We start from the raw sequence: 26,340 nt of genomic DNA on the forward strand, positions 1-26,340 counted from the left end.
GCCGACGTTGGTCGGGTGTTCGGTAACCCCGCGCCCTGTGGGCTGGCGGACCGGGGCTGGTCGATCACCGTGGGACCTGTGGGCTGCGTCGGTCGCCGCCTCGTCTGTCCCCGTTTTCCCGGGACGGTGCCAGTGCGTCGGGCGGAGGGGGCGGCCAGGGCACCCTGGGCGTCGCCTCCGCCCGGGCGGCGGAGCGCGGTGTCCGTGGTATTCAGCGGCACGGATGCTCTCTCCGGCCTTCGGCCGCTGCCGCGGCGGGCCCCCGCTCGGCCGGCAGGTGCGGCGGCCTCATGGCGCTGTCGGCCGCCGCGTTCCGCCGTGTCCGTCCGGTGGGTCGAGATGAGCACGCCACCCGTGCGCCGGCTCGTCGGCAGGACCCAAGAAACTGGGCCTGAAGGCCGAGCCGGAGTCACCCCCGGGCCGGGTCACGGCTTCAGCCCGAGAAGCGTGCCAGGTACGCCGTGTTCCTGGTGTCGAGGAACTCCAGCAGGGCGCCCACGCGTTCGCCCGCCTCCGGGTCGGGCGTCCAGATCCACATCTCACGTTCCTCCGGCACGGCCCCCCGCTGCGCCTTTGCCTCGAACCCCTCCAGCCCGAGCCGTACCGTCTCGGCCCCGTGCTCGATGGCCATACGGATGGGGTGGTAGAAGCAGGACCAGGGGTACGAGGGACCCCGGTCCGTGACGTCGTAGTCGCAGCCGTAGGCCATGAAGAGGCTGCTGCGCCGGCCCAGCAGGTGCAGTGCGCAGGCGATGAGGACGCCGTCCCGTCGGACCGCGGGCACCCGGACCGCGTCCGGCAGCGCCTCCGCCAGCACCGTGCGGGCCCGCTGGATCGCTGCCGGGTCGGGACGCCCACCGTGCTTGGCCAGTGTCTGGGCCTCCAGTTGGGCGATGCGCTCCGCGTGCGTGATCAGGTCCGTCTCGCCGGTCGACAGGCCGGACGTGAGGAGTTGCCGTTCCTCCTGGCGGTACCTGCGGCGGCGCCGGCTCGGCAACTGCTCCAGGTACTCCTCATACGTGGTGCAGCCGTTCAGATGAAAGGCCGAGGCCGCGGTGACGACCCCGCTGCGGAAGCCGTACTCGGCCAGTACACCGCGCAGCACCTTGTCCCCGGGACGGACGAACGGGAAGGCCACGGCTCCCGCACCGTGCTCCAGCGCCGCCGACCGCGCCTTCTCGATCAGCCGTCTCGTCACCTGTTCGGCTTCGACGGCATCCAGTCCGGGCCGCAGAATCAGCTCGCTGCTGTCGAAGCCCCGGATCACGTAGCAGGAGCCGAACCGCCGGTCGAGCACCTGCCAGACCGGCTCCGCGTCGTCCGCCGCCTCCCGCTGCCCGGCGCCGGCGAGATCCCGCAGGGTGCGGTGCACCCGCTCGGCATCCGGATCGTCCTCGGCGAGTCGCAGCACCGACGGCGAGCCGACGAACTTCCAGGGGTGGCTGGCCATACCGGTACGGGACGTGGTGAGCGCGCCGTGCAGCGCGCCGCGCAGCTCACCGGAACCGCGTTCCGTCACCACCAGGCTCTGGCCGGATTCGAGATACTCGCGGAAACGCAGATAGCCCCGGTCGGCGTCGATGTCGAGGTCGCGGGTGAGTGCGTCCCAGTCGTCGGCGGCAATGTCGCTCACGCCGTGCAGAACGTCCACAGTCATCGCTACGCAGTGCTCCTCGCCTGTCGGTTCGCGTGTCCAGGACCTCGGGCTGACGTTCCGAGAGGCCCGGTCCACCTTAGGGCCTCACGCCATTCCCCTTCCTGGGGAGTGGCCGGAAACCAGTGCTGGAAAGCCCCTGGGAATGGCTGACTCATACCCTTGTGACTCGCCCGACGGAGTGTTAATAGGGGTCGGGATATGGACAGCGCCTCATGCGATGATTCCGCGGTCGGTCGTGCACATGGCCTGGGTTCGGGGAATTTACCGTTCAACTGAGTCAGCTTCCCGCACCCCTCGCACCGGGTGCCGGAGTTCGGGCAGTCAGGTATGTGCACAGCATGATCGTGAATGGGGGAGAAGCGCGATGTTCTCGAATGAAGCTCGCCAATCGGACGCTTTGCTGAAGCGCGGTACCACGGCGTCCTGGCCGTATCCGGAGCAGACGGCCGACGCCCTGTCCCTCGCCACTCTCGCGGAGGAAGTCCGCGCCATACAGAGCAAGGTGGGACAGGTCCGGGCCGGGCTGACGCAGTTGTGGGAGGTGCAGGAGGCCCTGGGCAAGAGCAGCGAGAGCGGGGACGGACTGCGCCGGATCACCGGCCTGCGCGAGATCAACGCGCTGCTGACCGCCGCCGCTTCCGAATGCCGGCAGAGCGTGGCGACCGCACAGCCCAGGGGGCCGCGGCAGCCGGAGGTCCTGGAGCAGGCGCTGCCCCGGGACATCGCGATGCTGCGGCGCGGCGTCCGCATGCGCACCATCTACCAGCACACGGCACGCTTCAGTGCGCCGACCCAGGCTTACGTGGAGAAGGTGACCGCCCTCGGCGGAGAGGTCCGCACGCTGGCCGAGTTCTTCGAGCGGCTGATCGTCTTCGACCGGACGGTGGCCTTCATCCCGGATCCTGAGGACCAGCAGACCGCCGTGATGATCCGGGACCCGGCGGTGGTGGCGTTCCTCGTCGGCGCGTTCGACCGCGTCTGGCTCACCGCCGTGCCGTTCAGCTCGGCCTACGAGAGCCGCACCGAGGACGGAATAGTCCTGGCCATACAGCAGTCCATCGCCCGTCTGCTGCTGCACGAGGAGAAGGACGCGGCCATCGCCCGGCGGCTCGGCATCAGTGAGCGCAACTGCCGGGGCCACATCGCCAAGCTGATGAAACGCCTCGGCGCCCGCAACCGGACCCATCTGGGCTATCTGCTCGCGTCGTCCGGTCTCCTCACGGCCGATGCCGATGCCGGTGCCGACCGGGACGAGGCGGGCCAGTCCCTGTAGGCGGCCGGTCCCGGTGACTCGGCCCGGCTGATGCGGTCGGACGACCGGTTTTCGGAACGTTCGAGAAAATGCGCCGGCCCCTCTTTCATGCCGTCGTGCACGGCATACGTGCGTCTGCCCTCTGTGAGTTGTCTATGTCACACCCGGATGACGGTGTGCATCGCCGGAAACTCTGTCCTGCTGGGTCGAGCATGTACAGCGGTTACTGGGATCAGGTTCCGGACGAGCGCAATGAGGATGCCTGGGTTACCGGCAGTTCATAGATCAACAATGGCGCATGCTCGGCAACATGTCCAAAAACTGCATAAGCGGCGTGCAGAGGTGCACGTGTCACCAACCGCAGAATCGCCCCATACCCAGCAAGGAGTCATGTTGTGTCCGATCCTGTACCGGGTGGCTGATTACGTGTGTCCACTGTCCGGAAGGCTGTTGCCACTCAAGGAAATATGCGCCTAACATCCAGTTACAGATTGCGCCTGGCGAATGCCAGTGGGTGACAATGTGAAACGGGGGATCCCTGAAGGCTGATTCCGGCCTGCTCACGAGGCGGCCGTTCGACATCTCCAGCCATTTGGCACCGCTTCGGCATAGGTCGCCGACGCTGCACAGCGACGGGCCGTCCGGAGCGGACTAGGTGTCACCACCCGTTGTGCCAATAGATGGGAAAAGCATGAGCATGGAAACACTGAGCCCGGTCGAGGCGACCGAGCTCAGCGAGGCCGGATTCGCTCGGTACGCTGCCGAGGACTTCCGGAAAAGGGTCGCCGAGTACGACGCCGACCGCCTCCTCGAAGAGTTACAGGAACAGTTCGTGGGGATGCCGAGTGACCCCTACGCACCGAACGCGAACCGGTACCGCCGCTACGGCCGGGCCGTCTACGTACCGTGGAGCGGGAACCTCACCTGGCTCCCGCCGGTCGAGGACCCCGAGCTGGGCGAGGCCACCGAGTACTTCCAGGGGGACTTCAACCCGGAGTTCCGCGGCGCGCGCCGCCGGTTCCCGGCGGTCCCCGCCGAGGCCAGGGCCAACGAACTGCTGAGGCAGATCATCCTGTTCGACGCCGAGCAGGCGCTGTGGCTGGACGAGCTCCGCCAAGGCCCGGTGCACATAGGCATCCACTTCCTGACCCTGCGGGTCGAAGAGGCCGGCGAACGGGCCGTGCCCTCCCCGGACTTCCTGCACCAGGACGGCGAGCGCTTCACCTTCGCCCACCTGATCAACCGCGACAACGTCGTCGGCGGAGTGAATGTCATCGCGCCTCCGCGCTGCGCCGGAATGAAACCGGAAGAGATCTCCGCCGATCTCCGCCAGGCGGAGTTCACCCTGGAGAACCCGTTGGATTCCTACGCGGTCTACGACGAAAAGGTCAGCCACTACGTGAGCCCGGTGTGCAGGGGAGACGAGCCGCGCCCCGGCGAACGCGCCATCCTGCTGATCGACTTCACGCCCTACGTCCCCCACATCTAGCTGTACCTCCGGTGTGCGGCCCTTTACGACCGGCCGCACACCGGTTCTACGACAGGAATCAATCGAATGACCGTAGAGGAAACCGTGGCTCCGGCTCGATCAGCGCCGCCGCTCACGGTCTGGCTGGCCCTGCTGGGCGCACTCACCCTGTGGGCCTCGGCCTTCGTGGGGATCTCCTCCGCGCTCGCGGACTTCACACCGGGTGCCATCTCACTCGTGCGCTACGCGGTTTCCTCGGTGGTCGCCGTACTGATGTGGCTCGCGTACAGCCGGCGGCGCCGGGAGAAGGTGGAGGTTCCCGCCCGGCGGGACGTGTGGCCCATCGTGGCCTCCGCCTTCCTGGTCGTCGTGGTCTACAGCCTGGGCATCAACTACGGCGAGCAGTCGGTCACTCCCGGCACGGCCAGCTTCATCGCCGGTCAGGCGCCGGTCTTCAGCATCCTGCTGGCGTGGCTGCTCCTGCGTGAGCGGGTCGCGGGGCGCGGCTGGCTCGGCGTCGGCATCGGAGCGGCCGGCGTGGTGCTGATGCTGTTCGCCGACCAGAGCGGCGGCGTGCAGATCAACAACGGTTCGCTGTTCGTCCTGGCCGCGACGGTCGGAGAGTGCCTGTACTTCGTGCTGTCCAAGCCGCTGCTGGAGCGCTACAGCCCGCACGCGCTCAACGCGTGGGTGACCGTGGCCGGAACCGTCATGCTGCTGCCGTACGCGGGACAGGCCCTGTCGTCCCTCGCCTCGGCTCCCACCAGCAGCATCCTGCTCCTGGTGTACCTGGGCATCTTCCCCGGTGCCGTGGCCTATCTGCTCTGGAACATGGCGCTGGCGCACCTCAGCGTCACCGCGACGACCTCGTCGCTCTACGCACTTCCCGCCATCACGATCGTGATGTCCGTGCTCTGGGTCGACAAACTCCCGAGCACGCTCGGAGTGATCGGCGGGCTGGTCTCGCTGGTCGGCGCCGGACTGGTCGCCAACCGGCAGAGTCACTGAATCCGCAATACCGATCCGAACCATCTCGAGAACCCAAGAGGAACGATGCTTGCCAGATGTCGTTACCCGGTCGCTACTCCCCCCACCGCCCGAGCCGCGCATCCGTCCGCGCTGCCGCAGAGTGACCAGGACACCGGCTGGGGGTATTCCTTCGCTCTGATAAGGAGCGGATTCCGAGATCGGCCTGCCGGCGCCGCGGACGGACCGTCCGTGTAAGGCGCCGACCAGGGTGCTTCGCCCGCCCCGCCGACCCGACCGGGTCGGCGGGGCGACGTCATGTGCGACGGGCCAGGACGTAACGGACGGTGGTCCAGCCGGCGGTGACGAAGAGCAGCACGCCCAGGCCGGCGTAGGCGCCGACGACCGAGAAGCGGTCGCAGACCCAGCCCATCAGGGGGTTGGCCAGCAGCACGCCCACCGTGCCGGCGGTGACCACGCGTGCCACGTGGCTCGCGGCCTCGCCCGGCTCCCGTTCGGCGGCCAGTTTGAGGACGTCCGGATAGGCGATCCCCTGCGCCACCCCCAGCACCAGGAAGGCGGCCAGCACGAGGAGGCGCTGCCGTCCCGCCAGCGCGGCGAACAGCAGCAGCGAGGCGAGCGGGCCGGCCACCACGAACGCGGCCAGCGTCCCCCATCGGGCCCTGACCAGGTCGCCGGTGAAGCGGATCGCGATGCCGCCCAGGGCGTAGGCCGCGTAGACGGCGCCCGAGTAGCCGTCGAAGCCGAGGCCCTCGTCGACGAGCGTGCCGTGCCAGGCGTTGACGGCGGCCTCCATCCCCAGCAGCACGAAGGACAGCGCCATCAGGACGGGCATGGAGAAGCGCACTCCCACCGGATCCGCCGGTGCCGTGTCCGGCCCGGCCCCGGACCCGTCCGCGGCCGGTTCCGCCAGCGGCCCGATGCGCAGGGCGAACAGCCCCGTGACCCCGACGAGCAGGACCACCCAGAAGTGCACGACGGCCGGCAGCCGCCAGGCCGAGACCACGAACGCGGTCAGGCCCGCGGCGAGCACGCCGAGCGAGTAGCAGCCGTGGCAGGACGCGAACACCCGGCGTCCGGTCAGCGACTCGATCAGATGGGCCCGGCTGTTGCCCTCCACCTGGAGCACGGCGTTGGCCACCCCGAGCAGCACCAGCAGGCAGCAGAGCAGTGGCACCGAGGAGCACAGGCCGATGCCGAAGACGGTCACGGTCATGCCCGCCAGGGCCAGTGCGAGGGCCCGGTGGGCGAGCCGCCGCGGAACCAGCCGGGGGTAGGCCCGGGCCGTGACCAGGGTGACGGCCGGTGCCGTCATGAGCAGCACGCCCCAGGCGCCGTCGCTCACCGTGAACCGGTCGTGCACCCGGGCCGTCTCGCTGAACCAGGAGGTCAGCGGATAACTGGTCAGGAAGTAGACCGCCCTGGTCTGCCGGATCATCCGGGCCGGCCGGAGCGTCGCGACACCCGCCCCGGCGCCGTCCGGCGCAGTCACGTCCACCAGCGCAGCACGTCCCGCAGCCCCCGCGCCGTGTTGTCGGCGAAGGACTGCACCCGCGACTCGGGCAGCGTCACGCCCTCGCTGTCCCTGGCCCGGAGCAGCGACTCCACCATGTCCGCACGCTCCAGCGAGCCGAACCGGAAGGTGGGCCCCGCCCCCTGAAGGAACTGCGCGAGGGAGGGGATGTCGTGCCAGGCGATCCGCAGCCCGGGCGAACCGAAGCGCAGTGTCTCCAGCAGGCTCAGCGGCGCCCCTTCGAACCGGGAGGCGAAGACGACGATCTCCAACGCCTCCTCGCGCAGGAGGTAGTAGGGCAGCAAGGGGTCGAAACGCCGGATCACCGTGCAGGAACCGGACGGCACGTGGGCGAGCTGTTCGTCGAGCAGCGCGACGTACTCGGGCGCGGACACCTCCTGCGGCATCAGCAGCACGCAGTGCCAGTCGTCGGACGAGCGCTCCCGGAAGTCGCTCCACGCGGGGATCAGGGCGTCGAACCCCTTCTGCCAGGCACACCGCCCCCAGGAGAACACCAGCCGTTTGTCCAGCGGCACCCCGGCCCGCTCCAGGTGCTCCCGGCGCCGCGCGGCGGGCACCTCGGCGGGGAAGCGGAACGAGCCGGCGGGAATGCCGTTGACGAAGGGCGCCAGCTGAGCCGAGGTGCGGCCGTAGCCGGTGCGGAGAATCTCCTCGAAGTAGGGCCCTATGCAACCGATCCGGTCCTGCGCGAACTCGGCCATCGCGTCGAACCCGCGCTTCTCGAAGACCGCCCGGTCACTCACCACCTGGTCCTGGAAGACCGGGCCCAGCGTGTGCGGCACGAAGACGATCTGCACCCGGTCGAGGTCGCGCAGACAGTCCCGCAGCGGAGCCAGCATGATGCCGTGCGCGAGCACGGTCACCTGGTCGTGGCGCTCGGCCAGGGCGCGGACCTGCCCGGCGACCGAGGCGCACATGCGCTCCCAGCGCCGCGGATCGCCGAGGGACCACACCGCTCGCAGGCTCGACGGGTCGTCGACCTCGGCCCACAGGAACTCGCCGCCGTGCTCCGCGCAGGCCGAGGACACCAAGGCGTGCACACGGGGGGAGAAGTCGGAGCAGGCTGCATCGATGCGCGGGCTGATCGCGTACAGCGACCAGTCCTGCCGCAGCAGACGCGGCACCTTCTCGACGATGGCGTCGATCTCCTCGAAGAACCAGTGAACGACGCTGGCGATGCCGCACTCGACGGTCGCGAGCCCGTCGATGGAGGTGACCACGAGAGCCTTGCCCACTTCTCCTCCGCATCATTGAGGGGGTACGGCCACGGAGACCCGGCGGAGCTACGCCGGGTCACCGTCCGGGGTGTCCAGAGCTGCCACGAGCCGGCTGCCGCGCGCCACGAATCCGAAGCAGCGCTCGACGTTGTAGAGGGTGGCCCGCAGGCAGAAATCGGGGGAGGTGGTGCCGACGCAGTCCTCCAGCAGCACCGCGTCGTACCCGAGGCACGCGGCGTCCGTCAGGGTCGCCAGCACGCACTGGTCGGCGTTGACCCCCGCGAACAGCAGCGTGTCCACACGGAGGTTGCGCAGCACGGAGTCGAGCGGGGTGTCGAAGAAACCGCTCATGCGGTGCTTGGTGATCCGGATGTCCCGCGCGTCCGGTTCCAGGCCGTCCACCACCGCGGCGCCCCAACTGCCCTCCTCCAGCACCGGGCTGTCGCCGCCCGGCAGCACCGACCCGATGCCGCCGCCCGTGCCCGCCAGGTCGTAGGCGTGCAGCACGTTGGGCGGGATGTTGACGCGGTCCGGGCGGCTGCCCCAGTTCAGCCAGATCACCGGAACTCCGGCGTCCCGCAGGGCCGGGAGCGTCCCGGCGATGGAGGCGATGAGCCGGTCCGCGCCGGAGACGTCCAGGCCGATGGAGGCCAGCCAGCCCCGGGGCGAACAGAAGTCGTTCTGCATGTCGACGACGACCAGGGCGCAGCGCGCCAGGTCGAGCGTGAGCCGCTGGGGCGCGGCGGGCACCGTCACCGGGCGCGGCGCGGGCACCGGACGCCGCAGGTCCACGTGCGCCCCCGAGGCCTGCCAGCTGTTGGCGGCGGTGGGGCCGAGCGGCCGCATGACGTCCGTGGTCACGGGTGTGCTCCCGCGGCGTGGTTGTGGGTGCCGGGGTCGTCGAACGCCAGGGCGTTGTCGGGCGAGTCGGTCACTCCGCACAGCAGACGCACTTCGCCGCGCTGCCAGATCGTGCCGACCTCCGCGAACCCGGCCTGCCCGAGCGCGTCGAGGTGGATGCCGAACCCGGCGGACAGGTCCGAGTGGTTCTCCCCGTCGTAGCCACGACGCCTGCGCTCGGCCACGGCGTCGGCGAACGCCGGCTCGGCCTGTACCTGTTCCCACCACTCGTACCAGCCGTCCCCGCGTCCCTCCGGGAAGCGGCGGGCGTACTCGCGGCGGAGCAGGGAACGGTCGAGCCGCGACAGGACCGGGGAGGCCTCGCGGTCCCGTTCCAGCTCGTCGCAGTTGAGGAGGATGCCTCCCGGGCGCAGCACCTTGGTCATCGCCGTGTAGACCGCGACCAGCGTCGCGGGGTCCAGCCAGTGCAGCGCGGTGCTGCTCACCACGGCGTCGGCCTGCCGCTCCAGACCGAGCCGGTCCACCCAGCCGGGGGACCGCAGGTCGGCGTCGACGAAGTGCAGCCCGCGCACGCCGCCGTGGGCGGCCCGGCCGAGTTCCAGCAGCAGCGGGTCGGCGTCCACGGAGACCACCGTCGCGTCCGGGACGCGCGCCAGCAGCCGTACTCCGATGGACCCCGGCCCGCATCCGAGGTCGAGGACGAGCGGATCCGGGCGGCCGCTGATCTCCTCGACGGCGTCGATGATCGCGGTGAACTGTTCCTCGCGCTCGGGCAGGAAGGCCTCCTGCTGGCGGTCCCAGCGCTCGGCCCAGTGGCGTGCCGTCGGTGCGGCGGTGGAGGTCATCGGCGGTCCCCTGCGGTGTCGTGTGTGGTGACGGGCTCCACGTCGTAGAACGACGGGCCGTCCAGGTAGCGAATGGTGTTGGCGTCCCGCAGCACGGTCTCCTCGCTCTCGTGCATGAGGACGACGACCGCCGGATAACTGAGGTCGTCCACCGTGCGCCGGATGCGTCCGCCCGGGGTGACCGCGACCCGCATCTCGTGGAAGCTCTCCAGATCGCGCAGCGCGTCCAGGCCGCGGTAGGCGCGGAGCGTTCCGGCGTACGGCGAGACCAGCCCCACGAAGGCGCAGTGCAGCTGCAGCGGGTCGTCGTCGCGGTGGTGGGCGAGGAAGTGCTCGGGCCGCAGGTACGCCTCGACCGTCCAGTCGAGCTGCGACTGCCCGCGCGCGATCTGCGCGTAGTGCGGGAGGTTGGCGCCGCCGATGCGGGCGCCGGCTTCCACCAGGACCGGCCCGGAGTTCGTCAGCTTGATCTCGACGTGCGCGGGACCGTGCCGGATGCCGAGCGCGTCCAGCACCTGACCGGCGTACGCCGTGAGTTGCTCCTGCGCCGCGCCGTGACGTGGCATGAGGTACACCGTGTCCGACAGGTCGGCCACACCGTTGGCGGTGATGCGGGTGGTGCGCCAGATCTCGCAGACGCGGTGCCTGCCGTCCCGGCTCACCGTGTTCACCATGTACTCGGTGCCGCGCAGGTACTCCTGGGCGACGGCGGCCGTGTTGGGCATCGAGAAGACGTTCTCGCTGCCGACGATCCGCGCCACGGCGGCCGCGGACTCGTCCGGGCTGTCGCAGAAGGCGATGCCGTCGCCGGCCGCGCTCCGCAGCGGCTTGACGACGATCCGGCCGCCGACGGACCGGTGCCACTCCCGCACGTCCTGTTCGGTCCGCACGAGCCGCTGCCGGGCACCGGTCACGCCCGCCTGTCTGATCGTCTCGATCATGACGTACTTGTCGCGCCGCGCGGCGCTGAGGGCGGTGCCGTTGGTGGGCAGGCCGAGTGCCTCGCTCAGCGCGTCGGCCAGTTCGACACCGATCTCCCCGCCGGCCACCACCGCCGTGGGCGAGTGCGCCGCGACGGCCGCCACCGTGGCCGTGAGATCGCCCTGGTGGACGATGTTCGCCACGTAGTCCGACAGGTCGAACGGCCCGCGGTAGGCCGCGGGCACCTCCGGAGTGCTCTGTACCCGCACCACGGACGTGCCGCGCTTGCGGAACTCGTCGACCAGCACCTTGGACAGTCCATAGGAGTCGACGACGGCGACAAGAGGGGAGTCGGGCATCTCAGCCTTCCTGCGAGACGAGCGGACGGAGGGAGGACACGCGTGTGAAGCGCAGGAGCCACGCCAGCAGCGCGAGGACGATCGCCGTCGAGCCCACCGCGAGGAACCCGGTGGCCGGGCCGCCCGCCGCGCCCGTGAGCCCGGCCAGCGGGGCGCCCGCGGCATTGCCCCCTGCCACCACGGCGCCGTACAGGCCGACCGTGCGACCACGGGTGTGTGCCGTCGCGAGCCGGCCGCACGCCGTGGCGGTCGCCGCGAAGGAGGCCGCGGACAGCATCGCCGCCGGCAGAACGGCGGCGAGCAGGAACCGCCAGTCCGGTACGAGCCCCAGCGGCACCGTGGCCAGCCCCAGCAGCAGCACCGGCGCCACCGGTGACAGCGTGGCCGGCAGCGCGCCGTACAGCACCCCGCCGGCCACCGCGTACACCCCGCAGGCCGTGATGAGCAGTCCGACCCAGTGCACCTCGCCCTGCTCGCGCATCACGCCGAGCAGGGACAGCTCGAACCCGGAGGACACCAGCCCGGCCGCGAAGCCGCAGATCAGCATGGGCAGCAAGCGCGCGACGAGTTCGGTCTTGCCGGTGGCCGGGGCCGTTCCGGGCGCGGAGGCGCGGGTGCCCGGACCGCCGTCCGCGGTGTCCGGCACGGCTTCGCCGGCCCGCGCGCGTACGGCGAAGGTGGCGAGACCGAGCACCAGCACACACCCCAGGCCCCACGCGGCGGTGGTGGTGGACGTCTGCGTCGCCAGCACGGCACCCAGCGCGGGACCGGCCAGATACGAGAGCTGACTGGTCACCGCGTCCAGGGCGAAGCCCGCCTGCTGGTGCTCCGGCGGCACGTCGGCGGAGATCACGAACCGGGTCACGGTCGAGCCGGGCACCAGCAGCACGCCCGACACCAGCGCACCGGCCACCAGCGCCGGATGGGACAGCCCGGCCGCCACCGCCCAGAAGACGGCCTGCGCGGCGGCGCTGAGCACGAGCACGGGCCGCAGCCCGGCCCGGTCGACGGCCCACCCCACCAGCGGCGCGCCCGCCATCACCCCGAGCATCCACGCCCCGGTCACCACGCCGGCGGAACTCAGGCTCCGCCCCAGACCCAGCGACACCTGCAGGGACAGCACCATCGGGATGGCGATGACCGGAAGCTTGACGAGCAGGCCGAGAACCAGGGTGGTGCGCAGACCGGGCACCGTCAGCAGCCGCCGGTAGCGCTCCACCCCGCCCGGCTCGCCCGGCGCGCCCCGGCGCCAGGGCACCCGGCGCCGCTGCTCAGCCGAAGACCGCGACACGGTCGCTGACGTCCATGGGCGCACGCCGCGCCGACGGCACCGCCGACGGGTCGGGCGTGCCGATGTCCAGCGCGCCGAGCAGCCGTTCCTGCTCGGCCAGCCCCAGCCGGACCCGCAGGGCCTCGGAGGTGCACAGGCGGCCGGTGCGCCACTTGCTGCTGTAGCCCCGGCCGTGCAGCAGGAGCATCAGGCTGTACGTCATGGTGCTGGCGGCCGCGAGCTGTTCCCACTCCGGGATGCGGTGGCCGACGTGCGGGGTGAAGACCAGCATGGCCTTCAGCGGGGCGCGCACGACGGAGGAGACGAGCTGCTCACGGTCGGCGGCCGGGTCCTCGTCGGCGAGGCAGTCGGCGACCGCGGTGAGGCCGTCGCCGCGCACCAGGATCCAGCGCCACGGGCGCAGCCGCCCGTGGTCGGGCGCGGTCGCGGCGCCCTTGAGCAGGTAGCGGAACTCCTCGTCGCCCGGCGCGGGAGCGCCCAGCGCGGAAGCGCTGCGACGTGTGAGCACGGCCGTGATGATGTCCACAGGTCTCTCCTCGTCCGCGTGTCTCGGGTCAGTCGGTGAGCATGCCGGAGTACAGGTCCGGCTCCAGGCGGCGCAGCGCCGCGTAGTCCTCCTCGATGCGCTCCCGGCTCGGCGAGACCAGGTAGAGATTGCCCGGACACGTCGCCAGATTGACGGTGCGTTCGAGGAGGGGAACGGTGTCCAGGGTCGTGTCCATGCCGTAGAAGGAGGGCAGGGCACGGATACCGCTCAGGTCGGGCGGGCGGACCACCTTGCCCTCGGCGGGGCTGAGCAGATAGACGTGCCGGGCGTGCAGCCGGGGCTCCGGCCGGGGCCGGCGGGTCGCGTGCCGGAAGCCCTCGGGGTCGAAGTAGCTCAGCGGGAGCAGGGAGTTCTGGCTGCGTCCGCACACCGTGAGCACGGCACCGGGGTCGCAGGCGCCCTCGACACGCGCACCGGTCTCGATGAGCACCGGCCCGCCGGAAGTCAGCATGATCTCGCTGTGCGCGGTGCCGTTGTCGACGCCGAGGGCCGACAGGACGTCCCGCAGATAGGACTCGAGCTGTTCGTACTCCGGTTCGTCCGGGTGGACGAGGTCGGAGTACACGCACACGGCGGTGGCGTCGACCATCTGCCGCCGCATCCGCCACACATCGGTCACGTGGTGCTCGCCCCGCGAGCTCACCGAGTTGACGGTGTACTCGACCCCGCCGCTGTGGACGATGTCCTGCTGGACCAGCAGCTCGTCGTTGACCTGCCCGAACAGGCTGACCGTACCGCGCAGTTCGGCGAACGCACCGCGCACGTCCTCCTCCGAGGCGCAGAACCGCACGCCCTCGGCCGAGGTGCCGGCCAGGGGCTTGACCACCGCACGGCCGTCGGTGCGCGTGCGATACCACTCCACGGCGGTCGCGGCGTCGGAGGTACGGCAGTGCGGGATGGCGGCGAGGCCACGGCTCAGCAGGGCCTCCGCCATGTGGTACTTGTCGCGCCGGGCGTGGGCGGTCCCCGGTGCCATCGCCGGGATCCCGGGGAAGTGCGGGGTCAGCCGGTCGGCGAGGGCCACGCCCGACTCGCCGCCGGGCACGACACAGGCCACGTCGTACTCCCCGAGGCCCCGCAGCACGGCGTCCATGCCGTCCGCCTCGTGCAGCGTGAGCAGGAAGTCCTCCGGGCGGAAGGAGGCCCGCCAGAACTCCGAGTCGCTCTCCTCGGTCAGAACGGCGACACAGCGGTGCCCCAGGCCGTTGAAGAGCTGACCCAGCTTGGTTCCGGCGCGCAGCGGATCGACGATGGCGACGACGGAACGGGGGACGGCGGTCACGGGCGCGGCTCTGCGCTCACGGCGTCCGCCAGCTCGTTCCAGAAGCCGGCGAGCAGGTCCAGGTAACCGGTGAACCCCTGCTCCAGGGCCGCGAGGTCCTCCTCGGTCCGGCACAGCGCCGCCGAGCTGGAGACCGCGTGCAGCTTGTGCTCCTTCTCGGTCGCGCCGATGTGCAGGTAGAAGAACTCGCAGTGCTCGTGGAACTCCTCCAGGGCGAAGTGGTGCATGTAGTTGCGGGCACCCTCGTAGAGGCGGACGAGCTGGGCGTAGGCGTGCCACTCCTGGGCCAGCAGCGCGCCGCAGCCGACCTTGACGTTCTCGTGTCCGAAGAGCTTCGCGCCCTCGTCGACCAGGCGCTGGGTGGCGGGCAGCACGGTGGGGTCGATGTCGTCGAAGTCGACCTGACGGCCGCGGATGCGGGACAGCAGGGCGGAGAAGAAGCTCTTCAGCAGGACGGTGTGGACCTTCTTCGGGTCGCCCCCGCCCATCTCGTCGTTCAGGTTCTCGATCGTCTCTGCGCGAGCCACCAGGTCGTCCGGCGACATCCGGAGGAAGACCAGGGCGAGCCTGTTCACCGTGGGGGAGACCTGCGCGTAGAAGTTGCGGGCCACCGTCTCCACCTGGTCGGCGGGCAGTTCGGTGGACTGCCACAGGTCGTAGAAGGCGTTGTTCAGAGCCGCGTGGCGGTACACGGATTCCGCGAGGTCCAGTACGCGCTTCTCGGCGACATCTGTACGCAGCTCCATTCGGGTGGCGGTCATGAGTCGTCCCTTCGTGGATGTCGGGCACCTGCACGCATTCGTGATGCTCGGTTTATCCCGTGGATTCGCGCACCTGGTCCCGACTGCCTGGTCCCCTGAAATTCCCGGTGGTGCGAGTCGTCCCCAACTCTGGCACCTCGGGAACCGATCGAAGATCAACCGTACGTATACTTATTGCGCAGGTGCCGATTCGGAGGGGTGGACGAACGTGGATGCGTACGGCATACCCGACTCATCGATCCTGTCTCCGCTCACCGAGCCGGAACTCGCCGTGTATTCCTATGCGGTCGGCCAAGCGGACATAGGGGCCGGCGAGTCGCTGCCCCTGGACGGCTTCTCCGGTGCCGAGCTGGCCGCGGCCGTCGAGAGCCTGAAGCGGCGCAGGCTGCTGCTGCCGGTGCAGGGCGCCGAGGGCCGCTATGTCGCGGCCCCGCCCGACGCCGCCGCCGAGGAACTCGTCCAGCCCGTCATGCACCGCGCCTTACTGCTGCGGGCCGCTGCGGACCGGCTGCGCGACACCCTCTCCCCGGTGTACGACAGCGGCCTCGAACGCCGCCTGCGACGGCCGCTGTTCGAGCAGCTGCACGACGTCGCGGCCGTGCGCGAGCAGCTCAACCGGTTCGCCGCCGAGGCCCGGTCCGAGGTGCTCAGCTCCCAGCCGGGCGGCGGCCGCAACGAGGAAGTGCTGCGCGAGGCCATCACCCGCGACGAGGCCCTGCTGCGCCGGGGCGTGCGGATGCGGACGCTGTACCAGCACACCGCGCAGTTCAGCGAGAGCACCGTCGCCTACGTCGAGATGACCACGCGGCTCGGAGCCGAAGTGCGCACGCTGGGCGACGGGTTCATGCGGATGATCGCCTTCGACGACGAGATCGCGGTGATCGAGCAGAAGGGCAACCCGGGCGGCGCGCTGGTGATCCGGGAGCCCAGCGTGGTGGCGTTCCTGGTGTCGGCGTTCCAGCTCCTGTGGGGACAGGGCGAGCCGTTCCCCGTCAACCGCGGACGCGACCAGGCAATCCACACCTCCGACAAGACGAAGGAGGACATCATCCGCCTCCTCGTCCTCGGTGAGCCGGACAAGGTGATCGCCCGTCGTATGGGCATGTCGGTCCGGACCTGTCAGCGTCACATCGCCAAGATCATGGAACGCATCGGCGCGCGGAGCCGCGTCCACGCCGGCTATCTGCTGCACCAGTACGGCGACGCGGTCCCGCCGTCGGTGACCGCGGCCGAGTCCGAAGAGCCGGACGAGACCGACGAGCCGGACGAGGGCGACGCGTAGGCCGCCCCGGCGGGCGCCGATCAGTCGTCGAAGGCGGCGAAGAGCTCTCGCTTGCTGACGTCACGGATGCGGCTGACGTCGAATTCATTCGGGTCCGCTTGCGAAAGGGAGTCGAAGACCAGGTCGATGGCCTGTTTGAGGCCCCATGCGCTGGTGTAGGGAGGCCAGCCGGGGCTTCCCTTTTCGATGTCTTCCTGGCGGGTGAAAAGGTAGTTCGCCCAATCCTTGTGCGACGGATACCTGTGGTGGAAATCGTGTGTGGGCGTGTCCGCCGTGATCACGCAGAACCGGATGGGGGCGTGCAGGAAGGCCATCCGCAGCGTCCACCTCGCCCAGGCGCGGGCCCCCGGCAGCAGACCCAGGCCTGGGGCCGGCGCCGCTTCACCGAGGAACACGGCGTTGGTGAGGGAACCGAAGTACTCCCTCCCGCGCTTCACCTCGACACCAGGGGCGGGAAAGGTGTGCTTGCAGCACAGGCGGGTCATGTTGCTGAGCTGGAAGAGCGGGATGAGCGGAACACACCAGATCACCAGGAACGCCAACCAAGCGCCGGTCGCCACGGTGGCCGCCACGGTGCCCCCGTAGAGCACGACTGCGGTGACCTTCTCACCCAGCATCGAGCCGTGCCAGAAGGACCGAGCCCGACCCCATGCGAACGCGGCGTGGAAGAGCGGCGAGCACGCCTTACCGACGACCCGCCGGTACATCTGGCGACGCGTCATACCGGGGTGCAGGTCGAGGGTGATCAGAAACGCCTGGACAGTGGGATCGCGCAGCGTCATGTGGTGTGCCGCGTGGTGGTCACTCACATGCTCCTTGCTGTAACGCTGGTAATGCTGAACGATCAGCAGGCTCGAAATGGCAGCGCCGATGGCCGTGTCCAGCTTGCGCCGCCGGAACATGTTCCGGTGGGAACACTGGTGAAATATCAGCATGCGCAGGTTGCGCATGCCGTGGAGTGTGATGGCCCAGCTGGGCAGGAGCAGCAGAAGCCACCATCCGGATGCGTTCCACGCGGCTGCGCCGAGGGCAACACCCAGAACGGGGGCGAGGAATGCCTGCGCGAGATGGTACTCAGGGGTCCACCACCGGAAGGGCCGCTGTCCGCGTAACGGCTTTCCCGTGAATACCGTCAGCGGGTACTGGAGGAAGCGGGGCAGGACGCGCATGGATTCGCGGGGGTCAGGTGTCCCGTCGAGCTGGGCTTCCCCTGGAGATTCAATCGTCAGTGACATGGCAAACGTCTCCTGCGTCGACATGTATCGACAGAAGTCTATGAATTGTGAACAGTCGAGATTTCGCGCATGCTGATGGTCACGGAGGACGCAGCGCGGTCCGCTGCCGCTTCCGCTTCGGCTGCCGTCGCACCGGTGGCGATGACCAGACCCAGCCGGTCCCAGGAAGAGCGCACGTCCTTGACGACATCCCCGGGGCTGCGGCTGATGTCGACGCGCTCCACTCTCGGGAGTGAGCGCGCGAGGTCGACGCCCTGAATGTGATCGATGGTGCCCGGACCCGCACCGGTCAGGAAGCGAATCGCCGCTGCGCACCGAGGGGTCAGCTCTCCCTGGTGCTGCCCGGATTCCTCGCCCAGGAGCATTCCGATCCACCGGTCGTGGATGTTCGTCGCGTAGACCAGATCGATCAAGTCCATGATCCGGTCTCCCGGGGGGCGGCCGGCGCACTCGATCAACTGTGGGCCGGCGTCGGTCAGGACCCATTCGGCGTGCAGAATGCCGCTGCCGTAGCCGATCGCGTCCACCAGCCGCTGCACCTCACGTGCCCAGACCGGATCGGTCCGTCCCGCGACGGTGTGGCCGGTCTCGACGGGGCTCGGCCCGGGCAGGGTGTACTTGCGTGTGAGGTTGCAGAAGGTCACCGTACCTTCGCGGACGAGGGCCTCCGTGCTGAACTCGGGGCCGTACATGCGCTCTTCTACCAGGTAGCGCCATTCCATGGGCCGCTTGGCGAGCTGCACCCCCTCGTCGGCCTGACTGCAGTCCTGCCAGGCCTGCTCGACATCGGCGCCGGCTTCGAGCAGGAGCACGCCCAGGCTCGCCTGACGGCCCGCCGGCTTGACGACGCAGGCCCTGCCCCGGGCGAAGTCCGCGATGTCCGCCGCGCAGTGGATCTCGCGGAAGGCCGGACCCGTCATTCCGGCCGAGGAGGTGACTTCGCGCAGCCGCAGTTTGTCCCTGAGGATCATCGCGGCATCGGTGCCGGCGCCCGCCAGGCCGAGCAGTTCGGCCGCTTGCGCTGCCGCGACGACCGCGTACTCCAGGCCCGCGACCACAGCGTCGAACGGACCGGCCGTGCGCACTGCTTCGAGGAAATGGTCATCCTGCTGATAGCGGCCGAAGAGCACGGTGCCCAGGCAGGCGTGTTTCGCCGCCCTGGGCGCCAGGTTCTTGGCGTCCCACAGGTCTTTCTCTTCGATCAGGGTGACGCTGCCCGGCGGGCGGCAGTCGTCGAGTGCGGCCAGTGCCGTGTCGTTGTAGCCGATGAGCAGGAGGTGCATGTCAGCGCGTTCCCTTGCGGATGAGGAGTGCGGTCAGGACTCCAGTGGCGGCCAGCGCGTACCAGAAGCCCGCCTGGACACCGTGAGCGGCGGCCAGCAGGAAGAAGGTGCCCCCGACGAACGAGCCGGCCGACTCTCCTACCGCGGTGGCCACCTGCCGGAGGTTGAGTACCTCGACGACGGGCCGCTCCCCGCCGAAGTCGGCGAACGCCGTGCTCACCGTCGGGGTGAACAGGGTCTCGCCGAAGGTGAAGACCACCACTGCCGCGAAGGCCACGACGAGACTGCCGCCGTTCACTCCGAGTGCCGCGAACGCGCAGGAGAAGGCGAGCAGCCCCATGAGCAGATACCGCATAGCCGGCTCCCCGCGATCCATCCCCCGCCTCATGTACACGGTGACGGGTATCTGCAGGGCCACCACCAGCACGGCATTCACCGTGAAGAACGCCGCACGCAGCGCGGGCCGGGTGGTGAGATCCGCGATCTGCAGGGCCAGCGCCGAGAAGAGCTGCGCGTACAGCAGAGAGCCGACGGCGGTCACCACCGCGACCCGGCGGATCTGTCGATCGGCGACGATCACCTTCAGAAGGCCCAGGCGCAACGGGGGGCGGCTCGCCCCGTCCGACAGCCGCAGCCCGCCCGGGACACTGAACAGCACCGCGAGCGCGGCCGCCGTGTACAGGACCGCCACCGAGGCCACCAGCAACCCGTAATGCCCGTCGGCGAACAGGAAGTTCGCCGCGATGGGGCCGAGGGCCGCCGAGATGTTCACCGCCACCTGGATGCCGGAGAAGATCGTGGTACGGTCGCCGGCCGACGGAAGGGCCATCACGACGTATGCCCGTGCGGTCAGGCCGTTGATGCTGATGCCGAGCCCGGCCAGGACCAGACACAGCAACAGGCCCGGGACGCCCGGCGCCACGGGCAGTGCACCGAATCCGACCGCCGCGAGAAGAAGGCCGGTGATCATGGCCCTGCGAGTCGGCGTACGGTGCAGATACCCGCTGACGAACAACGCACCGCCGCGCAGGGCGAACGTCAGCATCAGCAGGGCCGCGCCGACCCACCACGCGCCCACGCCCGGATGCAGCTCGGGGATGAGCACCGGCAGCACGGGAAGCAGGGTGAAGTAGCCCAGGTGGGAGAACAGGTAGTCGAGCACGATGGTGGCGCCGACGGAGCGCACGCTCGGGTCGGCCGTCCCGGCAGGGGCGGGAGCCTCGTTCTCCACCATCAGGGTGCCCCGATCTCGATCCGCAGGCTGTCCCTCGCCCCGGCGAGGACGGCTTCCACCTCGTCGGCTGTGGCCGCACCCGCCACGAAGACGCCGTGCCGATCGGCGGAACTACCGACCGCCGCGAGCACGTCGCCCGGCCGGACGTCGAGGTCGGCGGCGAGCAGGGCGGGCTGGTCCGTGGCCTTCTCCCACCCCTCGACGGACTGGACGCGGCCGGCGTCCAGGACGATGAACTCCACCCCCGCCGCACCACACTGAGGAGGGGTCTCCTGCGGCGGATGTCCGAGAAGGTCGTCAAGAAGTGCTCCGAACATCTCGAAGCGGGGCAGGGTGTGCTCGACGAGGGCGTGGATGAAGTCGCCGCCCGGTCTCGCATGGATCTCCCCGAGGACGACGTCGCCTTCGCCGGTGACCCAGAACTCGGCGTGCACGAGGCCGTGGGTGACCCCGGCCGCCGTGACGGCGCGCACGACTGCGGCTCGTGCGGCGGCGTCCGTCGTGGGCGCCAGACCGGCGGGTGTGCGGTGCCCCGTCTCGATGAAACCGGCACCGGTACGTTTCCGCGTCAGCGTGAGGATCCGCAAGTTCCCGCCGGCCATGACGCCTTCGGCCGAGAACTCATCACCCTCGATGAACTCCTCGATCAGGAACGGCCGGCCGCTGTCCACACGCGCGAGAGCGGTGGGCAGGTCGGCCGCCGACCGCACCAGTGAAACGCCCGCGCTGCCCTGTCCGTCACGCGGCTTGACGATCCACGGCCCGGTTCCGGCCCTGTCGGTGTCGGCCAGGAACGCCCTGGCTGCGGCCAGGTCGCTCACGACCGTGAAGCGCGGCTGGTCGAGCCCTGCGGCGCGCAGCACGGTTCGGCACAGATCCTTGGTCCGGATGGTGCGGGCCGCCTCCACACTGTTTCCGGCAACCCCGAAGGCATCGGCGAGCAGCGCGGCGGGCACGACCCCCGCTTCCTTCAGGGTCATCACCGCCCTCACCTCGGGATGCGCCGCAGCGAACGCCCGGCACGTGTCGGCGTCGGCGTCGGTGAACTCCAGTTCCGTGAACTCGTCGGCCGGCATCCGCCAGATCCCTGACCGCAGGTTCGCCGCGGTGTCCGTCCCGAGCAAACGCACGCCGCGGGCACGCGCTTGCTCGGCCAGCCTGCGCATCTGGTCCTGTCCGTGTGGCGAGGCGGTCGTGCACCCCACGACGACAACGGTGGGGGCCGCGCCGTCAGCCGGCATCGCAGACCCTGACGGTGATGGCTTTCTCAGCGGCTTCGAGGGAGGCCTCGACAGCCGCGCGGGAGTCACCCGTTGCGATCACCGAGAGGATGCCGCTGGAGACGAAGTCGGCGGGCGGGACACGCACCGCGTTGCCAGGGGTGCGTTCGATCGCGATGTGCTCGACACCCGCTACGGTCAGCGCCTCGCCCAGACCGTCGATCGCTTGCAGGGTGCCCTCCTGTGTGCCGAGGATCCTGGTGAGGCCGGCGTGGAGCGCGGGCTTCGTTCCCAGGACGGGCTCTTGGCCGGTGGCCACTCGGATGGTGTTCTCGCAGAAGGGCTCGCCGGTGGCCAGGCCCACGAGGTGGGAGATGATGAAGTCACCGCCGCCACGCGCCGCGCACTCCACCAGCTTCACGCCGCCCTCCGGGTGGACCATGCATTCCAGGTGGAAGGCACAGTCGTCGATCCCGAAGGCGGAGACGACGGCCCGCGTGAGATCGTGCACGGATTCCAGCCGGTCGGGTGCCAGGGCACTGGGGAAGAGATGGCCGGTCTCGAGGTGGTAGTCCGGTGTGGTGATCTTGTCGGTGACACCGGCGATGTAGACCGTACCTCGGTGCACCCAGCCCTCGACGCTGTGCTCGGTGCCGACCAGGAACTCCTCGATGATGATCTCACCGGAGTGGCCGGTGAACACCCGGTCGACGTCGGGGCGCACGTAACGGGAGAGCTGGTCGTAGGCGGACCGGAGCTCGTCGTCGTTCCGGACCGTGTGGATGCCCTTGCTGCCGTTGCCCGAGACGGGCTTGAGGACCAGCGGATACCCGATCCGGGCAGCGGCCGTGACCGTCTCGTCCCAGGTGACGACCTGAGCGAAGGCGGGGATGAGGTCGGGGCGGTCCGCGAGCGACCGGCGCATCAGGTACTTGTTGCGAGCGACTTCTGCCGCGGCCGGGGACGGTGCGGGCAGGCCGCGCTCGGCCGCGATACGGCTGACCGACTCGACACCCGGGTCGGACCAGGTGACGATGCCCGCGATCGTGTGGTCGGCCGCGATGGCCTTGACCGCTGCGTCGACTGCGGCGTCGTCGAACGTGTCGACCTTGTGGACGACGCGGACGATCTCCCGGGGCAGGTCGGCGGGAGGGCTGTCGGCGATCAGCGCGACACCGTAGCCCAGACGGTGGGCGGCGGTGAGAGTGGCGCGCTGTTCCAGGGGGGTCCGGCGGAGGTTGAGGAAGACGATGACGTCCCCGTTCGCGGACTCAGACATGATGCTCCAGTACGTTGTCGATGATCGTCTTGCGGTGCCAGTGGTGGTCGAAGGCGGTGACCTCGACCGGTCGACCGTCCCGGGCGGCCTCGGCCACCATCTGGGAGACCCCTGCCAGGAACCCGGCGACCTGGGTGACCGCCAGCAGCTCGGTCTGGTTGAAGGGATCGCCCTCGCACCGCATGACGCGCAGGTCGGTCAGGCTCTTGAAGGCGAGGCCGGCGACCATGACCTGCTCCGGACTGCGCGCCGAGTAGCGGATGTTGTTCGCGACGTGTCCTCGGTGGTGCAGGTCGGAGTGCACGGCGATGTCCGGCAGAGCGTGTGGGGCGAGGAAGTCCCGGGCCTGCACCGCGGGATCCTTGGGCAGGTTGCCGGGCATGACGTGCCAGGTGTTGTACTGCATACGTGCCGACATCGCCCAGGCGGAGTCGGCGACCCGGGCCCGGTCACCGTCATGGAGGGCGAGCGCGTTCGCGCTGGGAACGACGCAGCAGTAGAACTCCGGCAGCTCCCAGGACACGATCTCCTTCCAGGCCTGCCTGTCGAGCGCGTCGACGAGTTTGGGCAGCGACCGGATACCGCGGCTCAGCGCGAAGTCGGCGCCGAACAGCTCGACACTGGCGGCCACCGTGGTGTGGATCAGCGCCTCGAAACCGGTGGGGGAGCCGTTGCACGGGCGTCCCAGCCATTCCCGGTCCTCGCGCAGTGCCGTGAGCACGGCGCCGAAGTCGGAAGCCGACCGCGGAAGCAGCGGAGACAGACGCGCGCAGATTCCCCGCTCCTGCGCGCTCGTACCGCTCGTCCGGGGCAGCACCCGCTCGGCCTTGCGGCGGGTGGTCGCGTTGATCTCGTAGTGCAGCCGGCGGTTGTCGACCAGGCCTGCTCGCGCCCGGGCCAACTGCGGTGCCAGGTCACGCAGTTGCGATACGTGAGGCGTACCGTCCGGAAGTTCGGCCACGTCCGCCCCGGGGTCGGCCTCGGTGTAGACGTCACGCATCGCACGGAAGTTGTCGGCGATGTTGTCCAGGGACAACTGGTAGCCGTTGAAACTCTCGATGCGGTTCGGCCCACCTGACGCGTGCAGCAGCCAGAGACAGCTGATGACGACGGTCTCCTCGTCCAGCCACAGCTCCAGCGGAAGCCGGTCGAGGTGGTGGAGGAAGCAGTCGGGATGCGTGGGGAGCAGCGTCTTGCCCGTCAGGTTTCCGTCGCCGCGCAGGTTCGAGTAGACGGCGGATCCCTGGAAGAACATGACCGGCGGGACGAGGAAGACCGCGTTGCGGATGGTGTCGACCGCGGCCTTGCGCCCGTCTTCTCCCATCTCCGCCAGCAGGGCCCGGCATTCCTCGGTCTCCTGGGCCGTCCGCCGGTCCACCTCCAGCAGCAGGGTGCGGTACTCATCGAGGTCTTCCTGCGTCCAGGAGATGCGGGCCGCGACACCGGTTGCCGCGGCCTCCGGGGGCAGCGTGCGGTTTCCCGGAACGGTGACGACCATCCTGCCGTGCGGGGTGAGCGCGAGCGAGCTGGTGAAGACCGCGCCGTCGTGGCTCCCGGGCTTCCCGGTGCCACCGGGTTCCCCGGGGCCGGGCGCACGGCCGGCACGGGTGAGCATGCGGATGGCCGCCGCCTCCGCACGGGTCGAAGACCGGTCGGCGTCCTCACGTTTCAGGTGACCACCCAGGGTGATCAGGGTCTCGATCATGTCCGCCGTGCTCGGTGCGGACCGGGCGCTGGCGAGCGTCTGCTTCAGCAGGCGCTCGAAGCCCGCCCCGTCCAGCACACGGTCCGGCTGCTCGGTGGTCCCCGCCGGCCGGTCACCGCGGCTCGGCCGTTTGCTTCGCCGTGCCTCCTCCATCGCGAGCCGTCTGGCGCTCTTGGCCATCACCGCCGTCGGTTCACTGCGCGGCACGGAAGTTCTCCTGACCCTCGACATAGGTCCACAGGGATTCCTCAGTGGGCTGCCACTCGGCATCGGGGTAGATGCAGTCGACCGGGCAGGCCTGAACACACTTCGCACAGCCGTTGCAGAGCTCGGGCACGATCACCACGTCGAGACCGAGGTTGTAGACGGCGCTGAACTGAGGAGGGCACGCCCGCATGCAGGAATCACAGCCGATGCACTCAGCCGCCTCGATACGCCGGGGCTCCTTCTTCCACTCATCGTTGCGGCGGCGCTCCGTGATGCGCTGCTCAAGCGAGGTGGCGGGCGTCACGAACGCCTCTTCGGTCTGCATAGACATCGCTTTCGCTGAATACGGACACAAGGCAATGGGATCTGGAGGGGGAAGGCACGTCCCGCGTCACCGAGTCGGGGTGGCGCGCTGGAGGACCTTCAGCCGGCCGAAGGCCAGCAGACCCTCGTCACCACCCTCGTAGCCGTAGCCGCTGGCGGCCCGGCCGCCGAGCGGCGCATCGGGAGCCGCTCCGCCCACGCAGTTGACGGACACACTGCCCGCGTCGAGGCGACGGGCGAGAGCGGTGGCACGGCTGGTCTCACCGAAGACATAGGCGGAGAGCGCGAAGTCGGTGGCATTCGCCATGGCCACGGCCTCCTCGGCACTGTCGAAGGCCACGACCGGCGCGACAGGCCCGAACGGCTCCTCCCTCAGGATGCGCGCCTGTGGTGGCACGTCGGTCAGGACAGTGGCGGGGTAGTAGTAACCCGGAGTGTCGGGCAGTCGGCCCCCCGTCCGGATCCGGGCACCCTGCTCGACCGCGTCCTGGACGAGTGCGTGAACGGAGTCCCGGCGTCGTGCGTTGTTCAACGGGCCCATCGTTCCCGAGCCGCCGTGAGCCGACCGCTCGTCGTCGCACAGCGGTGCCGCGCGCACGAATTTCTCCACGAACTCGTCGTGCACACTCCGGTCGATGAGGAACCTGCTGGGGGCAGCGCAACTCTGTCCGGCCGAACTGAACTTGGCCTGGGACAGCAGGGCGACTGCCCGGTCCAGGTCGGCATCGGCGGTGACGATGACCGGCGCGTGCCCGCCCAGTTCGAGAACGCACTGGGTCAGCGTGGCGGCGGCTGTGTGGGCGATGGCCTTGCCGACCTTCGTCGAGCCGGTGAAACTCACCAACCTGAACTCCGGCCTGCCGACCAGCTTTTGCGTCACTTCGGCAGAGGCATGCACCACTTGAACCGTGCCCGGAGGAAGCCCGGCGTCGGCAGCTGCCCGGGCGAAGGCGGCGATCACCTGCGGAGTCTCCTCCGGCGCCTTGATGACGACAGAACATCCCATCGCCAGAGCAGGCCCCAGTTTCCGGGCGAGAACGACGGCCGGGAAGTTCCACGACACGATGGCGAGCACCGGGCCGACCGGGTCGACCTCTACGGTGCGCTCTGCTCCCGCCCGCTCCGAGAGGGGGGTGGCGCCGGTGACACGGACCGCCGCGTGAGCGCTCCAGCGCAACGTCTCCACGGACCGGGCCAGTTCGGCTTCGGCCTCCGCGGCTGTCTTGCCGTGCTCACGGCTGAACTCTCGGGCGAGCCGGGGAGCTTGCTGCTCAAGGAGCCCGGCCATCTCCAGCACCCGTGCGCACCGTTCGCCGACCGGTACGCCGCGCCACACGCGGAAGGCATCCTCGGCCGTCCAGGCGACGGTCGAGATCTTCCGCTCCGGCAGCAGGACGACCTCACCGAGCGTCTCCCCGGTCCGCGGGTTCTCGATGTCTAGGGTCTGTCCTAAGTCCCTGTTCACGGTCTTGCAGCACCTCAGGCAAGTTCTCTACGCGATACGTGTCGTGGACGTCTTCAGAACGGCCCGTGAGGCCTGGCGCCGACAGACGCGGGACGGGGCGCCAGAACCTCGGCGGGCACGATCA

At 69.8% G+C, this 26,340-nt stretch carries 22 protein-coding genes; 4 read left to right on the forward strand and 18 right to left on the reverse strand.

Features of this window, described 5'->3' with window-relative positions; all coding sequences use genetic code 11:
* Positions 1-433: 433 nt before the first annotated feature.
* Complete coding sequence (locus tag GTY47_RS22340) at positions 434-1,657, reverse strand: GNAT family N-acetyltransferase (RefSeq protein ID WP_010047264.1); 1,224 nt, start codon at positions 1,655-1,657, stop codon at positions 434-436.
* A gap of 364 nt (positions 1,658-2,021) precedes the next feature.
* Here GTY47_RS22340 and GTY47_RS22345 point away from each other — a divergent pair, with 364 nt between their 5' ends.
* From GTY47_RS22345 to GTY47_RS22355, 3 genes are all read left to right on the forward strand, one after another.
* A complete protein-coding gene (locus GTY47_RS22345; protein WP_158688463.1) occupies positions 2,022-2,930 on the forward strand; it encodes a LuxR C-terminal-related transcriptional regulator in 909 nt (302 codons plus the stop codon).
* Positions 2,931-3,606: 676 nt separating this feature from the next.
* The gene (locus tag GTY47_RS22350; protein ID WP_010047274.1) at positions 3,607-4,398 is read left to right on the forward strand and encodes a 2OG-Fe dioxygenase family protein; all 792 of its coding nucleotides are present in this window, start codon (positions 3,607-3,609) and stop codon (positions 4,396-4,398) included.
* Positions 4,399-4,464: 66 nt separating this feature from the next.
* Positions 4,465-5,385: a DMT family transporter gene (locus GTY47_RS22355; RefSeq protein WP_010047275.1), complete on the forward strand. Its 921-nt coding sequence runs from the start codon at positions 4,465-4,467 to the stop codon at positions 5,383-5,385.
* A 274-nt stretch (positions 5,386-5,659) separates the two neighbouring features.
* On the opposite strand, the gene GTY47_RS22360 is transcribed toward GTY47_RS22355, so the two are convergent.
* Genes GTY47_RS22360 through GTY47_RS22400 form a run of 9 tightly spaced genes read right to left on the reverse strand, consistent with a single transcriptional unit; the run spans position 5,660 to position 14,982 of the window.
* A complete protein-coding gene (locus GTY47_RS22360; protein ID WP_158688464.1) occupies positions 5,660-6,856 on the reverse strand; it encodes an MFS transporter in 1,197 nt (398 codons plus the stop codon).
* On the reverse strand, positions 6,853-8,133 hold the full coding sequence (locus tag GTY47_RS22365) for a glycosyltransferase (RefSeq protein ID WP_010047279.1): 1,281 nt from the start codon (positions 8,131-8,133) through the stop codon (positions 6,853-6,855). Before GTY47_RS22365 ends, GTY47_RS22360 begins: the two co-directional genes overlap by 4 nt.
* Positions 8,134-8,181: 48 nt before the next feature.
* Positions 8,182-8,976, reverse strand: coding sequence for an isochorismatase family cysteine hydrolase (locus GTY47_RS22370; protein WP_010047282.1), 795 nt, complete (start codon positions 8,974-8,976; stop codon positions 8,182-8,184).
* Positions 8,973-9,821, reverse strand: a complete 849-nt coding sequence (locus GTY47_RS22375) for a class I SAM-dependent methyltransferase (protein ID WP_010047285.1) — start codon at positions 9,819-9,821, stop codon at positions 8,973-8,975. The genes GTY47_RS22370 and GTY47_RS22375 overlap by 4 nt, the downstream gene beginning before the upstream one ends.
* Positions 9,818-11,101 carry an ATP-grasp domain-containing protein gene (locus GTY47_RS22380; RefSeq protein WP_010047287.1) on the reverse strand — a complete coding sequence of 428 codons (1,284 nt, stop codon included), beginning with the start codon at positions 11,099-11,101 and terminating at the stop codon, positions 9,818-9,820. Before GTY47_RS22380 ends, GTY47_RS22375 begins: the two co-directional genes overlap by 4 nt.
* 1 nt (position 11,102) lies before the next feature.
* The gene (locus tag GTY47_RS22385; RefSeq protein WP_158688465.1) at positions 11,103-12,392 is read right to left on the reverse strand and encodes an MFS transporter; all 1,290 of its coding nucleotides are present in this window, start codon (positions 12,390-12,392) and stop codon (positions 11,103-11,105) included.
* Positions 12,373-12,918, reverse strand: a complete 546-nt coding sequence (locus GTY47_RS22390; RefSeq protein WP_010047292.1) for a nitroreductase family protein — start codon at positions 12,916-12,918, stop codon at positions 12,373-12,375. Before GTY47_RS22390 ends, GTY47_RS22385 begins: the two co-directional genes overlap by 20 nt.
* A gap of 28 nt (positions 12,919-12,946) precedes the next feature.
* Positions 12,947-14,221 carry an ATP-grasp domain-containing protein gene (locus GTY47_RS22395; RefSeq protein ID WP_010047294.1) on the reverse strand — a complete coding sequence of 425 codons (1,275 nt, stop codon included), beginning with the start codon at positions 14,219-14,221 and terminating at the stop codon, positions 12,947-12,949.
* Complete coding sequence (locus GTY47_RS22400; RefSeq protein WP_010047298.1) at positions 14,218-14,982, reverse strand: iron-containing redox enzyme family protein; 765 nt, start codon at positions 14,980-14,982, stop codon at positions 14,218-14,220. Before GTY47_RS22400 ends, GTY47_RS22395 begins: the two co-directional genes overlap by 4 nt.
* A gap of 208 nt (positions 14,983-15,190) precedes the next feature.
* On the opposite strand from GTY47_RS22400, the gene GTY47_RS41900 reads away from it, so the two are divergent.
* Positions 15,191-16,264: a LuxR C-terminal-related transcriptional regulator gene (locus tag GTY47_RS41900; protein ID WP_010047300.1), complete on the forward strand. Its 1,074-nt coding sequence runs from the start codon at positions 15,191-15,193 to the stop codon at positions 16,262-16,264.
* Positions 16,265-16,284: 20 nt separating this feature from the next.
* Here the strand turns inward: GTY47_RS41900 and GTY47_RS22410 are convergent, their stop codons facing one another.
* The 8 genes from GTY47_RS22410 to GTY47_RS22445 form a co-directional block, all read right to left on the reverse strand.
* Positions 16,285-17,523, reverse strand: a complete 1,239-nt coding sequence (locus GTY47_RS22410) for a hypothetical protein (protein WP_010047303.1) — start codon at positions 17,521-17,523, stop codon at positions 16,285-16,287.
* Between the two features lie 14 nt (positions 17,524-17,537).
* The gene (locus GTY47_RS22415) at positions 17,538-18,782 is read right to left on the reverse strand and encodes an ATP-grasp domain-containing protein (protein WP_010047305.1); all 1,245 of its coding nucleotides are present in this window, start codon (positions 18,780-18,782) and stop codon (positions 17,538-17,540) included.
* A 1-nt stretch (position 18,783) separates the two neighbouring features.
* Positions 18,784-20,016 carry an MFS transporter gene (locus GTY47_RS22420; RefSeq protein ID WP_010047307.1) on the reverse strand — a complete coding sequence of 411 codons (1,233 nt, stop codon included), beginning with the start codon at positions 20,014-20,016 and terminating at the stop codon, positions 18,784-18,786.
* The gene (locus GTY47_RS22425; protein ID WP_158688466.1) at positions 20,016-21,092 is read right to left on the reverse strand and encodes an ATP-grasp domain-containing protein; all 1,077 of its coding nucleotides are present in this window, start codon (positions 21,090-21,092) and stop codon (positions 20,016-20,018) included. The genes GTY47_RS22420 and GTY47_RS22425 overlap by 1 nt, the downstream gene beginning before the upstream one ends.
* 154 nt (positions 21,093-21,246) lie before the next feature.
* Positions 21,247-22,515 (reverse strand): ATP-grasp domain-containing protein, encoded by a 1,269-nt coding sequence (locus GTY47_RS22430; protein WP_010047312.1) that lies wholly within the window; start codon positions 22,513-22,515, stop codon positions 21,247-21,249.
* Entirely contained in the window at positions 22,508-24,427 is a 1,920-nt protein-coding gene (locus GTY47_RS22435; RefSeq protein WP_010047313.1) for a hypothetical protein, read from the reverse strand. The genes GTY47_RS22430 and GTY47_RS22435 overlap by 8 nt, the downstream gene beginning before the upstream one ends.
* Complete coding sequence (locus tag GTY47_RS22440) at positions 24,414-24,752, reverse strand: 4Fe-4S dicluster domain-containing protein (RefSeq protein ID WP_010047315.1); 339 nt, start codon at positions 24,750-24,752, stop codon at positions 24,414-24,416. The genes GTY47_RS22435 and GTY47_RS22440 overlap by 14 nt, the downstream gene beginning before the upstream one ends.
* Before the next feature lie 66 nt (positions 24,753-24,818).
* Positions 24,819-26,216, reverse strand: a complete 1,398-nt coding sequence (locus GTY47_RS22445; protein ID WP_010047317.1) for an aldehyde dehydrogenase family protein — start codon at positions 26,214-26,216, stop codon at positions 24,819-24,821.
* Between the last annotated feature and the right edge of the window lie 124 nt (positions 26,217-26,340).

Source organism: Streptomyces sp. SID5464, from assembly GCF_009862985.1.
GTDB classification, from domain to species: domain Bacteria; phylum Actinomycetota; class Actinomycetes; order Streptomycetales; family Streptomycetaceae; genus Streptomyces; species Streptomyces chartreusis_D.